This window comes from Pseudomonas sp. Sample_24 (genome assembly GCF_004307605.1).
Taxonomy (GTDB): domain Bacteria; phylum Pseudomonadota; class Gammaproteobacteria; order Pseudomonadales; family Pseudomonadaceae; genus Aquipseudomonas.
On record NZ_RCNW01000346.1, the window covers coordinates 26,172 to 40,099 of the forward strand.

The following is a 13,928-nucleotide window of genomic DNA, read 5'->3' on the forward strand; positions in this document are numbered from 1 at the left end:
AACCGCCAACAGGAACGCACGCTCGGTGTACCGATGCGATGTCGTTTTCCATGGATAACTGCACCTGATCCCTAAAGAAATGGAGGTCGCCAGCAATGCCAATGGCCGGGTAACACATCGTCAAATGCCTAACTTCAGACGGACTTTTTCCAGCAGGCTCAAGGGCGCGCGAACACGCAATGCCGGCTCGAGCTCCTCGACGATTCGCTGACCGATGCGTGCAAAACTGAACTGGCTGACCGCCAGTTCGCGACCGTTACGGGCAATGCGCTGAGCCAGTTCCGGGTCGCTGCGCAATAGCGCGAGCTTTTGCTGAAGTTGTGCGATGTTCTGGTAGAACACCACGTTTTGCATGTCCAGCAGACCCAGTGCCTGGCTTTCCGCCTCGCCCTGGTCATACGCCAGCAATACACAACCGCAAGCCATGGCCTCGAAGTTCTTGATCATGAATTCGCCCATGCCGACATCGGCACTGACGAAGTAGCGGATGCGGTTGAGGGTGTCGCGGTATTCCTCGCCGGATTTCGTGCGGGTGACCACCAAGGGTTCGACGCCCGCCAACTCATCGAGCAAGGCTTTGCGCCCGCTGTAGGCGACACTGTTGGTGCTGCCGACGAAGGCCAGTTCGATATCGCGCTCACGCCCTTGATCTTCAAGCTGGGTCTGGTCGTAGCCTTTGGGCACGAATACCGCATCGAACCCTTCGCTGCGCAACCTTTCGGTGACGACGAAACCTGAGCTGATGACTCGCGCCCAGGGCAGCTTGCGGTAATGTGCGCTGAACTTTCCCGTGTACTTGCAAGGAATGTAGTTCTGATAGGCGTCGTGTTCGAGGATCACCAGATTGGGGATCGTGCGGATAAATCCGACCTGGCGGATCTCCTGCTTGAAGCGCAGGAAAAACACGATCCGGTCATACTGCGCCACATCGACTTCGCGTCGAAAATAGCGGCGCAGGTTGCGCTGCTCATCGCTGCTCAGCCACCGCAGGTCGCACTCGCAATGGGCGGCCACGCCCTCGTACAGACGGTCCAGGATAGCCCGCTGATCTTTCTGCACCAGAAACAAAACTTTCATCGTCTTCCTTGCCGCAACAGGCAAACCGAGCAACCTCTGACATACCCCTGCTCGCAGCTGGGGCGCTTCACGCACGCAATCCTACAAATGCCAGAACAGCTCATGGCGACGTACAGCCTTGCGAAAAAATTCGTTCTCACCGTAGGGCGAACCGCGGCGCCCGGCCAGCAACCGCTGCAATACCCGGCGCACCCGGCGCTTGAACGGGGCTGGCGGCTGCAAGTCATGCATCATTGCCAGCGCCATGGCCTTGTCGCGCTGCTGCGCCGGTGTGAGCAAAAGACAATAGGGATGCAGCAGCGAAGCAGCATCAAACACCGGTGGCAGCGCCACGCCGGTACCGCTATTGCCCATGGGCCAGCGATCGTTGTCATGCAAGTGATTGGCGTAACCCAGCAATGTCGGCTGCCAGTCGAGCCCTTGCAAGGCTTCAAGAACCGCGGCATGAGCGCAAATATGATCCGGATGCGGATCAAGTGTCGGATGCGGCAGCACGATGACTTGCGGTTGCGCGCGCAGCAGCAACTCTCGCAAGTCGGCCAGCAGGTTGTTCCAGGTCGGCGCGCCATCGACATCGCCCGGCAAGGCGAACGGGTTCAACTGGCGAAACAACCGGGTATCACTCAAATCCGCTTCGCGCGAGCCCGCCGGCTGAGCAGGCGAAGCCTGCATGGTTGCCAGTTGCAGGCAGAAATAACCCAATTGCACGCACCGGCTTTCGGCCACGCCAGCCCAACGCGGCACTGCAATGCTGTCCCAGGTTCGCAAACGGCCTTTGAGCCGCGAAGCCTGGACTTTGTCCAATCCCATCTGCTGGTAGTGTTCGGCTTCGATTTCACCGGCGGTGAGCGTGACGATCCAGGCTTCATCCGCCTGGCTGTACAAGCCATAGGCTGCCAGTTCCGCGTCATCGGCATGAGGCGCAATGACCATCACCCGTTGGCGACGGTAATCCGGATGTTCGATCGCCCACAGCACCGGCTCGCCGAGCAGGCGGCAAAAACGGCCGCGCAGGCGGAGCTCGCCTTGGGACAGAACTTGTGCCTGGCCACTGAGGTTGAGATAACGCAGGCCGTTTACACCGCGCTCGAAGGTCAGCCGATCCGGATTGTCACCACCAGCCAGTTCGACCACAGGATCAAGGAAACGCCCCAGCCAGGTGCTTTTGACCCGCAACGCCAGCACCAGCGTCGCGTCTTCGACCAACATGACGCCATCGTCCAACCGCAGGCGATCGCCATTGAGGTGGACTTTCGGTTGCGGCGTGTAGGGCGGGAAGCTGTACTGGTAATCGTCGTTGGGCGAATAGAACAGGTGGTCGGCGAACCACGCTTCATGGGCAATCCAGCCCAGGACTGCGAGCACCAGCGGCAGCCACCAGGCCACCAGCAGGCCCATGACAATCAACATTCCCAGCGCGATCAACAAGCCGATGCGTTTGTTGCGCCGATGGCGCTTGAGCAGTTGTTGTTTGCGGCTCATGGCTTGGCTCATACGGTGAAGACCGGAACAGGGTTGCACCAGCGATCCTTGTATTCCCGGTCGGCGCGACCGAAGGAAAAGCGCAAGGGCTTGTCCAGTGCCCGTGCATGCTCCCAGGCGCTTTGGGTATTGAGGAAGCTCAACACGCTGCCAGGGCTGAACTCGCGGGTTTCAGGGTCGACGCCACCATTGATGTACTCGACGCTGATCCACTGCGGCGTCTCGACGCGGTACACCAGCTGAATGGCAATCGGTGCATCGTTGAGGAAGATCACCGAGCCGATCAGCAACGCGCGCAACAACTCGATGACTTCAGCCATGCGCTCGGCGCCGGTCGCCGGAAAACCCCAGCGGCGCTGGAACAGGTCGCAATAAATGGCCGCCAGCTCGCTACTGGAAAAATCCGAAACCGGGCGTACCACACCGCCCGCCTCTTCCAGTAACCGGAGTTCCCGGCGCTGGTTGTAGCGAAATTTCTTCGACAGTTCTTCGGGAGCGCGGGCCATGGCCAATTGTTCGGCCTGCAACTTGATGCCGGTGAAACGGCTTTCGTTCAGTGCCGAAAGGTAACGCCCGCGATGGCGCAGAGGCGCTTGGGCATCGGCCGCAGCCGGCAGGATGATCTCGGCGTTGCCAAGGTCGAACAGGCCTTTTTTACCGCTGCGCTTGAGCACATCCTTGGACAAGGCAAGATCGCGCCCCCAGGTCGGGATCGCCGCTTTCACCTCGCCCTCATGCTCCCAGGCCAGATAACGCACCGGAATACCAGCCAACTGCGCCAACCGTTCAACCACCATAGGGTGAGTCGCGACGCTGCCGCCATAACGATGCCAGACCTCGGCATAGATCGAGGCATCGGCTACCGACCAGCCACGTTCGCGCCAGCCTTGAAATCTGTTGAGCATCAGCCCCTCGGTGCCAGTTCGATAACGTGTGGCAAATGCCAGAAAGCATCCTGCACCGCGCGGTCGGAAAAACGCTCGCGCAAGCGGTCCAGCATCAGCTCGGCACACTGAAGACGTTGTTGATCGTCCATCGCGGCAAGGTGTTTCAACCCTTGCGCCAGATGTTCGGCATCGCCCAGCGGGAACAGAATGCCGACACCTTCGACCACCTCCTTCGCCCCGCCACAAGCGGTGGCGAGCAACGGTACACCAGCGGCCATGGCCTCAAGCAGCACCATGCCGAAAGGTTCGTGATCGGAACTCAAGGCAAAAACATCGAAGGCACGAAAATAACGTCGGGCTTCAGGCACCTGGCCGAGGAACAACACGCGGTCGCCAATCCCCAGTTCACGAGCCTGCGCCTTGAGATCCTGCTCCAGACGCCCGCTGCCGAGAATCACCAGCTGACTGTTGGCGGGCAGCCCTGGCAGCGCTGCGGCAAAGCCCTCAAGCAACGTGGCCTGATCTTTGTCCGGGTGCAATCGACCGACGTTGCCGACGATCCAGGCATCCGCCGACAACCCCAGGATCTCCCGTGCCTCGCGCGCGCAAACCTGGCTGGCCTGCAACGCCGGCACATCGATGCGGTTATAAAGTGTCTGGATGCGCGTCGCCGGCCACTTCGGCAGGCAGCGGCGCATGTCATCGCGCACGGCATCGGAAACCCCGAGCAGGCTCAGGCGCTTGCGGAAAACATGAGCGAACAGCTTGCGCGTGCCGCGCTTGTAATCGTCAAACGCGTGGTGCACGCCGATCACCGGCAACGAAGTGCCCAGCAAGGCGATGTAGATGGGTTTGAAGCGGTGGGCGATGCAGAAACTGAAATTGCGCGAAGCGGCGATCTTGCGCAGATCGCCAATGGCGCCCAGCTTCAGGCCACGAATGGCTCTGGAGCTGTATTCCATGAACAACACTTCATCAGAAGCGCATCCCGCGGCGACTTCGGCGTCGGCGACCCCGGTGAGAAACACCGTGGTCACGCGATAACCGGTCCCCGCGAACAGGCTGGCGTACTGCCGGGCGCAGTCCAGAAACGGCCCGTCATAGCCGTGGCAGAACTGCAACACATGGCGTTCAGCCGAGCGTGTCATATGCGTTCGCGCCCTCTTTGACCACCAGGATGTCTTCCATGATCAGATACTGTAGATCGGAACCGAAGAACATGTTCAAGGCGTCCGTCGGCGAGCAGATCATCGGCTCACCGCGACGGTTGAGCGAAGTGTTGAGCGACACGCCGTTGCCGGTGAGTACTTCCAGCGCTTTCATCATGTCGTAGTAGCGCGGGTTGTATTCGCGCTTGAGCACTTGGGCACGGGAAGTGCCGTCTTCGTGGACCACTTCCGGCACGCGGGTTTTCCACTCTTCAGCCACTTCGAAGGTGAAGGTCATGAACGGCGCCGGGTGATCGATCTTGATCATCTGTGGCGCGACGGTGTCGAGCATCGACGGGCAGAAAGGCCTCCAGCGCTCGCGGAACTTGATCTGGTGGTTGATGCGATCGGCCACGCCGGCCACGCTCGGGCAACCGATGATCGAACGACCACCCAATGCGCGCGGACCGAACTCCATGCGGCCCTGGAACCAGGCCACCGGGTTGCCGTCGACCATGATTTTGGCGATCTGCTCCGGCATGTTGTCGAGCTTGCGCCACGCAGGTTTGTTCTGATGGCGGGCGCAGGCGGCGATCACATCTTCATTGCTGTAAGACGGGCCGAGGTAGACGTGTTCCATCTTCTCGACCGGAACGCCGCGGGCGTGGGATACATAAGCCGCAGCGCCGACGGCAGTACCGGCATCGCCGGACGCAGGCTGGACGAACAGCTCTTTGATGTCGTCGCGGGCAATGATTTTCTGGTTCAGCTTGACGTTCAAGGCACAGCCGCCAGCGAACGCCAGCTTGCCGGTTTCCTTGAGTACGTCGCCCAGGTAGTGGTCGATCATCTGCAACGCCAGCTTCTCGAACAGCGCTTGCATGCTGGCGGCGTAGTGGATGTATGGCTCGTCGGCGATGTCGCCTTCGCGCTTCGGACCCAGCCACTCGATCAGCTTCGGCGAGAAGTAGAAACCCTTGCCCTTCTCTTTATAGCGACGCAGGCCGATGACGTTGGCGTAATCGGTGTTGATCACCAGCTCGCCGTTTTCGAAAGAGGCCAGGCGCGAAAAGTCGTACTTGCTGGCGTCGCCATACGGCGCCATGCCCATGACCTTGAACTCGCCGTCGAGCATCTCGAAACCGAGGAACTCGGTGATTGCGCCGTACAGGCCGCCGAGGGAGTCAGGATCGAAGAATTCCTTGATCTTGTGGATCTTGCCGTTTTCGCCGTAACCGAAGAACGTCGTGGCGTACTCGCCCTTGCCGTCGATCCCGAGAATCGCGGTTTTCTCTTTGAAACCGGAGCAGTGGTAGGCACTGGAGGCGTGAGCCAGATGGTGTTCGACCGGCTCGATCTTGATTTTTTTCGGATCGAAACCCAGTTGCTCGAGGCACCAGACGATCTTGTTGCGATAGCGCTTGTAGCGACGGTTGCCCATCAGGATTGCATCGAGGGCGCGGTCTGGCGCGTACCAGTAACGCTTGGCGTAGTGCCAGCGAGCCTTGCCGAACAGGCTGATCGGGGCGAACGGAATGGCCACCACGTCAACGTCGGAAGGTTTGATACCGGCCTGTTCCAGGCAGAATTTCGCCGATTCATAAGGCATGCGGTTCTTTGCATGTTTATCGCGCACGAAGCGCTCTTCTTCAGCCGCCGCGACCAGCTTGCCGTCGATGTACAGGGCTGCGGAAGGATCATGGCTAAGGGCGCCGGACAGGCCAAGAATCGTCAATGCCACAGGGGTCTAGCCTCTTTAGTCTGCGTGCAGGCGCAATGCGCCTCAAAAATTTATGTGCCCTCGCAAGGGGCGAGAGACAGCTAAAGGGCGGGATTATAGCGTAAAAGCTGCGGCAAACCTCTAGCGGCAACCGGCAAGCCTTTTCGGAAGTCGACTTGCCGCTGTTTAACCGCGCACGGGTCGCCAATAGATCTGAATATTGCCGTCCACGCTTTGCCGGTAAATCGTATAGGGCAAGACAACGGTGTCCAGAGCGCCGGACAACGTCAGGTCCAGCAGAATGAATGGCACGAGGAAGCCCGTGGGATCGGGTGGCGCATTCAATACGCAGAAATCATGGGCGAGACCGCTGTAGACCCGCGGTATCGACTGGCAATAGGTTTTTTGCTTTCGCAACCCTTGCGCGGCGTCAGCATCGTCCTGAAGCACCGTCGCAGCGGTCCCGCATCCCGCCAATGCCAGCGAAATCGCGCCTGAAGCAGCTGCCATTCTTATTGTCAAAGTCCGCCCTCCGCAAATGTCAGGGCAAACTAGCATCGGGCCGATCCGGGCCACAGTTCATGGCTTCCGAAGATCGCGTAGGACGGTTCACAAGAACTTGTCCCTGATCTTATTTGGCTGGTCCGATCCCATCGCGGGCAAGCCCGCGACAGGACCGAAGGCCCAATTCAGGAAACGCTGGCGATGTCTTTGGGCAGACGCCCATCGATGACTTGATAAAGCGCGCTACTGTCCGGCCAATTGCGCATGAACCGCGCGCGATCCCGTGCATACGCCGGTGCGAAACTGGCAAGAGAGCCGTGCTGGCACATCGAATCGAGATCGATCAACGCCCAGCGATCCTGCTGCCAGAACAGGTTGTGGCCCTTGAAGTCACCATGGCTGATGCGCTCGCGAATCAGCTCGGCGAACAAGTGATCCAGCGCTGCCAGCTCGGACTCCGGCGCATCACCACTTTCCACATAGGGCGCAAAACGCTCGATGATGTCCGGCCCCGACAGATGCTCGGTGATGAGGTAGGCGCGACCGCGCAACCCGAGGAAGCGCTTTTCCAATAGCGCCAGCGGCTTGGGCGTGGCGATGCCGAGGAACGCCAGGCGATTGCCTTCGCGCCAGGAGTGCCACGCCCGGCTCGGGCGCCAGAAACGCTTGAGCCAATGCGCAAAGCCCTTGATGTTGTAGCGCTTGATCACCAGCGTGCGACCATTGACCTGGACTTTGCCGACACTCGCCGCGCCGCCGGTCTTGTACAGATGCCCTTGGTCAAGCAACTCATCGGCCCGCTCCAGTACCGGCAGCATGGCCGCTTCTTCCTCGCGGCGAATCGCCCGCAAGCCGAAAACCCCGCGCTGCACGCTGAACAGTGTGCAGTCACGGCCGACTTTGTTCAGGAAATCCTTGAGGCGCCAGTTGCGGACTTTGTCGATCTGCTTCTGTAGCGCTTCCATGGGCAAGGCATGTTCGCCATTGCTCAGCAGGTAGTAGACCAGCAACTCTTCGGTGAACGGCTGCAACGATTGTGGCAACTGGGCAAAGAACACCCCGAGATTTTCCAGGACCTTTTGCCGCGACAACGGCTGGCCAGGCGTTTCGCTGCAGATTCCGGCGCCGTCGATCAGATAGAGCCGACGGCCCTGGCGCAGCAGATTGTCCAGATGCAGATCTTCCTGCCACAGGCCTTTGCGATGCATTTGGCCAATGGCACCCAAGGCTTCGGCCAAAACCGCTGATTGCTCGTCGGCCAACACGGGCAAGCTTTCAACTCGCTGCCACGCATCGCCGAGGCTTTCAGCGCCTTCCAGAAACTCGAACAACAGCCAGCCGCCCTCGCCTTCCTTAAGGCCGTCGGCCAACAGCAGCGGCGTAGTCAAGCCTTGGGCAGCGAGCATACGCACGCCGTCCAGTTCCCGTTGAAAATGTCGTGCAGCCTTGCTGCCGACCAGCAATTTGGCCAGTACCGGCCGGCCACGCCAGACACCGGCGCCCACGTAACGCTGCCCCGGCAACACTCGCAGCAGGCTCAGTAGCTGCAAATCGGCCGGACCGGCCGCGTCGGCCAGGGAAAGAGTCAACGGCAGCGTCGGACTGCGGCCAGCGCTTTTCAGTTCGGACAAACGCATCAAGCTTTCCCCTTATGGCTGCGCCGGGCAGTCAGACGTGTCAGCCAGCTGTCGATCAGCGAACTGTCCTGAGCCTGATCCAGATAGGCGGCCAGAAGCACCCGCAACTGCGCTTCGCTCCACTCGGGTGCTCGACGCAGTAATGGCTCCAGATCCTTGACCCGGTCCCGTTGACCGAACAGCAGTGGCCGAGTCTTTTCCAGGTCAATCAACTGCGCCTGATAGCCGTCGCCGTTGGCGCGCAGGAAAATGTGCTTGGGATAGAAGCAGCCGTGCACCTGACGCCTGCCATGCAGGCGCTGCGCCAGACGGCCGCAGGCTTGCAGAATGGCCACGTGTTGCGCCTCGCCGAGCTCTGACCAGCGGCGCAGCAGCGAATCCAGATCATCCCAGCCGTCCAGTGCCCGGGTCAGCAGCACAGCGCGGACTTCGCCATCGACTTTGCGCTCGCCGAAAAACGCCGCTTTCAGCGCCGGAATGCCGAGTTTTTCATAACGGCTGATGTTGCGAAATTCACGGGCAAAACTCGGCTCGCCGAACGGCGCGTGCAAGGTGCGCATCTGATAGTTGCTCTGGCGCTTGAGATAGAAGCCATGACCTTCCAGGTCCAGTCGAAACACGCTGCTCCAGCCACCGCGAAGGGTGTTGGGTTCGTCCACGGCCTCGAGTTGCCGGGACCACAGCGCATCGAACGTGCCGAGGCCATGGCGCTCGAGCAGCGCACGGTCTTCAGCGGCCAGAAAATCAGTCATTCGCGTCCCTCGAAAAATCTCACCACGTGCCGGATGCGTTTTTTATCGGCGGCATTGAGCCGTTCCCGTTGCCGGTATTGCAGGTAAAAGCGCAGACGCTGGGTGGCCGACAGCTGATATTTGGCGACCTTGTCCAGGCACGCCAGGTCCTTGGTGATGCGGTACTTGAGCCAGAAACCGCTCCAGAAATCACCATTGGGACAGTCAATGAGAAACAGCTGGGGCTGATCGTCGACCAGCAGGTTGCGCCATTTCAGATCGTTGTGGGTAAAACAATGCTCGTGCATGGTCCGGGTGTAGCTGGCCAGCTGGCGGCTGATGGTATCGACCCACGCGCGGTCCGCGAGCTTGGGGTCGTGCCGTTCGGCAAGGGCCGAGAGGTCTTCGGTATGCGGCAGTTCGCGGGTGATCATCGCCCCGCGATCGTAAGCCATGCCGCGACGCTCCAGCCCCCAGGCCACCACCTCGGCGGTGGGAATGCCCCACTTGGCGAAGCGCTTGAGGTTCTGCCACTCCATTTTCACCCGAGGCTTGCCCAGATAACGGCGCAACCCCTTGCCTGCGCCCACGTAGCGTTTGACGTAATAGTTGACACCCTTGCGCTGGACGCGGATGACTTCCGACAGCGGGTCACGGGTCAATCGCTCGCCTTGAAGCGCAAACACCGCTTCGAGGCTGCCGAAGTCCTCTGCCAGATCGCTGTACTCAGGCTCCAGTGTCCAACCCGCCATCAGAGCGCATCCCCGTATCGCTGTTTGCGGTCGTAGAGTTTGTTGGCCTTGCCCTCAAGCCAACTGAGCAGCCCGGCTTCTTCGCTGAGAATCTGCCGCAGCGGTTGCTGGAAATAACCCTTGAGGAACCGCAGCTTGTCGCGACGGGTCAGGCCGATATCCAGAGCGGAAAAATACAGCGCCGCCAGATCCTTGTTGCGCCAGCGGGCAGTGATCGTCGGACGCGTCTGGGCGCGATGCAGGTCGATCACCGACAGCTTGAAGTCATCGGCCGTCACCGGCTTGTCGGTGTGCAGCAGGAAGTGGCAGATGTAGCAGTCGCGGTGGTTGACCCCGGCGCGGTGCATCATCCCGGTCATGCGTGCCACTTCGGCGATCAGAGCGCGCTTGAGTTTCGGCTCGGGCGGCTGCTTGATCCAGTTGAGGCTGAAATCTTCGAGACTGACCGTCGGCGCCAGCTCTTCAGTGACGATGAACGAATGCTGGTCGGCCGGATTGCTGCCTTTCTCACCATAAGCGACGGCGGTCATGGTCGGCACGCCGACTTCCTGCAAGCGCTGGATCGCCTTCCACTCCTGGCCTGCACCGAGTACCGGCAGTTTGGCGGTGAGCAGGTTCTTGAAGATCTCACCCCAGCCAATGCCGCGGTGGATCTTTACGAAAAACCCGTTGCCGTTCACTTCAGTGCGCAGGGTCCGGCGCGCTTCAAGCTCGCGGTACACCTCGCCCTGCAAGCCCTCGACTTCGGCGAACGGATCGCGTCCGGCCCAGAGGCTTTTGAACGGTTCAGCCAGCATCAACTTCATTTAGCGTGCTCCGCCAGAATCACATCGGCCGCGTGCTGCGGCATGCTGTAGAGATCAGCCGTCTCGGCAAACGCCAAACCGTTGCGGCTCCAGGCCGCCCGTGCTTGGGCGTCGTTGAGCATGCCGGTCAGGTATTGCGTCAGCTGTGCTTGCTCGAAGGGTTCGTCCAGCACCAGGCCAGCATCGGCTTCGGCAATGTAATGGGCGTAACCGCACACCGCACTGACCAGCACAGGCAACCCGGCCACCAGCGCTTCAAGCAGCACGGTACCGGTGTTTTCGTTATAGGCCGGATGGATCAACAGATCGGCCCCCAACAGGAAACGCGGAATATCGCTGCGGCCCTTGAGGAACGTCACGTTGTCACCCAGCCCCAACGTCGCACTCTGCATCTGGAACAATTTGGGGTCGTCCTGGCCGATTACAAACAGCCGTGTGCGTTTCTTCAGATCAGCGGGCAATGCCGCGAGCGCCTTGAGGCTGCGATCAACCCCCTTGGTCTTGAACCCGGAGCCAATCTGCACCAGCAACAGTTCATCGTCCTTGAGGTTGAATTCGGCCCGGAAGCCGGCGCGAATTTCGTCGGCATCGGCTGGGCGGCGGCGATCCTGGGCAATGCCTGGCGGCAGCAGATGAAAACGCTCCAGCGGCGTGTCGTAATGCTTGATGAACAGCGGCTGCTGGACTTCGGAGATCATCAACACTTCAGTCTTCGCGTCTTTGGCGAACACCGCGCGCTCATATTCGGCGAAGTGGCGATAGCGGCCCCAGCGACGATACAGCGAGTTACGCAGGTTCTGCGCTTTGTCTTCGAAGCAGCCGTCAGCGGCGTAATACACATCCAGCCCCGGCATCTTGTTGAAGCCGATCAGACGATCAACCGGGCGTTTGGCCAGGTCCGCTTCCATCCATTCACTGAGCTTTTCGTTGCGACGATGGTTGAAGAATGCCTTGACTGGCGCCACCAGCACTTCAAAACCCGGCGGCACGTCGCCTTCCCAAATCAGCGTGTAGACGCGAATCTGGTGCCCGCGTTTTTGACACTCCAGGGCGATGCGCATGAAATCGCGCTGCAAGCCACCAAAGGGAAAGTACTTGTACAGGACAAATGCCAATTGCATCAGCGCAGCTCCTCAGCCAGTAGCAACGTGCTCAGTCGGCTGGCGACCCGCTCGGGATTCAGGCGCGTGAAGCACAAGGGCCACTCGCGCTCAAGGTCGAACTGACGGGCATCTTCGGCCGTCGGTTGATAGGTGCATTTCTTTTGCAGGCAGGGTGCGCAAGGGAAATCGCTGGCCAGGTGGATCTGCGATTTGCCGTAGGCGCCGGTCAGGCCCGGGTTGGTCGGACCGAAGAGCGACAGGGTCGGCACATCCAGTGCAGCGGCCAAATGACCAAGACCGGTGTCGACCGCCACACACGCCTGAGCCCCGGCCAACACCTTGCCGACGCCGGCCAGGTTCAGCTTGGGCAGCACTTCGGCGTGCTTGAAACCGGCAGCGATGCGTTCGGCGCGCGCCTTCTCCACCGCGTTGCCCCAAGGCAGTTTCACCCCGACACCGAGATAACCGACACGCTCGGTCAGCTCGCGCCAATAGGCTTCAGGCCAGTGCTTGGTGTCCCAGGTCGTGCCATGCAGGAACAGTACGTAGGGATTCTTGCGCGGCAATTCCACCAGGCGTTCGACGCTCAGGCCATAGTCGCCCAAGCCCTTGGGCAGGTCGTAGCCCAGGGCGATGGCGAACAATTGACGCACTCGCTCCACCGCGTGCTGGCCACGGGCAACCGCCAGGCGTCGATCATAGAAACGCGCGGCCATTGGCTCGCGGGCCGACGACTTGTCCAGGCCGGCCACCGGGGCTTTGACATAGCGAGTCAGCCAGGCGCTCTTCAGCAAGCCCTGGGCATCAATGACCAAATCGTATTTCGTGGCGCGCAGGTTTTGCTTGAAACGCTTCCACTCGCCACTCTTGATGGTTTGCCAGAGGTTTTTGCGCCAGCGCCGGATTGCCACCGGAATTACCTTGCCCACCGCCGGATGCCAGGTGGGGATTTCGGCGAAGCCTTCTTCCACCACCCAGTCGAACTTGATGCCGGGGATCGCCCGCGCAGCATCTGTCAGCGCTGGCAACGCATGAATCACGTCGCCCAGCGATGACGTCTTGATCAGCAGTACCCGCAAGCTATTTGACCTCGACCACTGTGCCCTGCAAACGCTGCAAGGCTTCGTTCACGGCTTGCGGCATCAGCTGGCGCAAGCAGTTGTAATGGCCGAAACGGCAGGTGCGATCGAAGCAAGGGCTGCATTCGATGCCCAGGCGCACGATCTCGACATGTTCGGCCAACGGTGGCGTGAAACCCGGCGATGTCGAACCGTAGACCGCTACCAATGGACGGTTCAGCGCGGCGGCGACGTGCATCAGGCCGGAATCATTGGACACCACGGAATCAGCGCAAGAGAGCAGATCAATTGCTTCGGCCAGCGAAGTGCCGCCACTGAGGTTCACCGACTCTTCGCGCAAGCCGGGAATCAAACGTGAACGGATGTCTTCACCCACCCTGTGATCATTTTTCGAACCGAACAGCCATACCTGCCAGCCGTCACGGATCTTCGCCTCGGCGACCTTGGCGTAATGCTCGGACGGCCAGCGCTTGGATTCGCCGAACTCCGCGCCTGGGCACAACGCCAACACCGGGCGATCGAGGGTCAGGCCGAACTTGGCCAATGCCGCCTCGCGGGTGACCGGGTCGATCTGCAAGCTCGGCCGCGGATAGGGTTTGGGCAACTCGATACCCGGCTCGAAGGCCAGCGCCATGAAGCGCTCGATCATCAGCGGATAACGTTCCTTGTCCAGCGTGCGCACATCGTTGAGCAGGCCGTAGCGGAACTCGCCGCGCCAGCCGGTGCGTTTGGGGATGCCGGCGAAGAATGGCACCAGCGCCGACTTCAACGAGTTGGGCAACAGGATCGCCTGGTCGTACTGCCCGGCCAGGGATTTACCGATGCGCCGACGGGTCGCCAGCTCCAGCGCGCCGTGACCGAGCGGAAAGCTCAAGGCCTGGCGAACTTCGGGCATGCGCTCAAGAATCGGCCGGCTCCACTCGGGGGCCAGCACGTCGATTTCGCACTGCGGGTGGCGCTGCTTGAGACACTGAAACAGTGTCTGCGCCATCACCATGTCAC

At 60.6% G+C, this 13,928-nt stretch carries 13 protein-coding genes; all 13 read right to left on the reverse strand.

Features of this window, described 5'->3' with window-relative positions:
• Nucleotides 1-120: 120 nt before the first annotated feature.
• Nucleotides 121-1,077, reverse strand: coding sequence for a glycosyltransferase (locus D8V06_RS19895; RefSeq protein WP_056852332.1), 957 nt, complete (start codon nt 1,075-1,077; stop codon nt 121-123).
• 81 nt (nt 1,078-1,158) lie between these two features.
• On the reverse strand, nt 1,159-2,559 hold the full coding sequence (locus D8V06_RS19900; protein ID WP_130931654.1) for a PIG-L family deacetylase: 1,401 nt from the start codon (nt 2,557-2,559) through the stop codon (nt 1,159-1,161).
• Between the two features lie 8 nt (nt 2,560-2,567).
• Nucleotides 2,568-3,464, reverse strand: a complete 897-nt coding sequence (locus tag D8V06_RS19905) for an antimicrobial resistance protein Mig-14 (protein ID WP_130931655.1) — start codon at nt 3,462-3,464, stop codon at nt 2,568-2,570.
• Entirely contained in the window at nt 3,464-4,594 is a 1,131-nt protein-coding gene (locus D8V06_RS19910) for a glycosyltransferase (RefSeq protein ID WP_056852330.1), read from the reverse strand. Before D8V06_RS19910 ends, D8V06_RS19905 begins: the two co-directional genes overlap by 1 nt.
• The gene (locus D8V06_RS19915) at nt 4,578-6,335 is read right to left on the reverse strand and encodes a carbamoyltransferase (RefSeq protein ID WP_130931656.1); all 1,758 of its coding nucleotides are present in this window, start codon (nt 6,333-6,335) and stop codon (nt 4,578-4,580) included. Before D8V06_RS19915 ends, D8V06_RS19910 begins: the two co-directional genes overlap by 17 nt.
• A gap of 165 nt (nt 6,336-6,500) precedes the next feature.
• A complete protein-coding gene (locus D8V06_RS19920) occupies nt 6,501-6,836 on the reverse strand; it encodes a YceK/YidQ family lipoprotein (RefSeq protein WP_056852546.1) in 336 nt (111 codons plus the stop codon).
• Nucleotides 6,837-7,003: 167 nt separating this feature from the next.
• Nucleotides 7,004-8,455 carry a lipopolysaccharide kinase InaA family protein gene (locus D8V06_RS19925; protein ID WP_130931657.1) on the reverse strand — a complete coding sequence of 484 codons (1,452 nt, stop codon included), beginning with the start codon at nt 8,453-8,455 and terminating at the stop codon, nt 7,004-7,006.
• On the reverse strand, nt 8,455-9,207 hold the full coding sequence (locus D8V06_RS19930) for a lipopolysaccharide kinase InaA family protein (protein WP_130903945.1): 753 nt from the start codon (nt 9,205-9,207) through the stop codon (nt 8,455-8,457). Before D8V06_RS19930 ends, D8V06_RS19925 begins: the two co-directional genes overlap by 1 nt.
• Nucleotides 9,204-9,938 carry a lipopolysaccharide kinase InaA family protein gene (locus tag D8V06_RS19935; RefSeq protein WP_056852326.1) on the reverse strand — a complete coding sequence of 245 codons (735 nt, stop codon included), beginning with the start codon at nt 9,936-9,938 and terminating at the stop codon, nt 9,204-9,206. The genes D8V06_RS19930 and D8V06_RS19935 overlap by 4 nt, the downstream gene beginning before the upstream one ends.
• On the reverse strand, nt 9,938-10,744 hold the full coding sequence (rfaP, locus tag D8V06_RS19940) for a lipopolysaccharide core heptose(I) kinase RfaP (protein ID WP_056852325.1): 807 nt from the start codon (nt 10,742-10,744) through the stop codon (nt 9,938-9,940). Before rfaP ends, D8V06_RS19935 begins: the two co-directional genes overlap by 1 nt.
• Nucleotides 10,741-11,865 (reverse strand): glycosyltransferase family 4 protein, encoded by a 1,125-nt coding sequence (locus D8V06_RS19945; RefSeq protein ID WP_056852324.1) that lies wholly within the window; start codon nt 11,863-11,865, stop codon nt 10,741-10,743. Before D8V06_RS19945 ends, rfaP begins: the two co-directional genes overlap by 4 nt.
• Entirely contained in the window at nt 11,865-12,926 is a 1,062-nt protein-coding gene (gene waaC / locus D8V06_RS19950; RefSeq protein WP_130931658.1) for a lipopolysaccharide heptosyltransferase I, read from the reverse strand. The genes D8V06_RS19945 and waaC overlap by 1 nt, the downstream gene beginning before the upstream one ends.
• Nucleotide 12,927: 1 nt before the next feature.
• Nucleotides 12,928-13,928, reverse strand: a 1,001-nt coding sequence (gene waaF / locus D8V06_RS19955) for a lipopolysaccharide heptosyltransferase II (RefSeq protein WP_130931659.1), incomplete at its 5' end; no start/stop codon positions are given.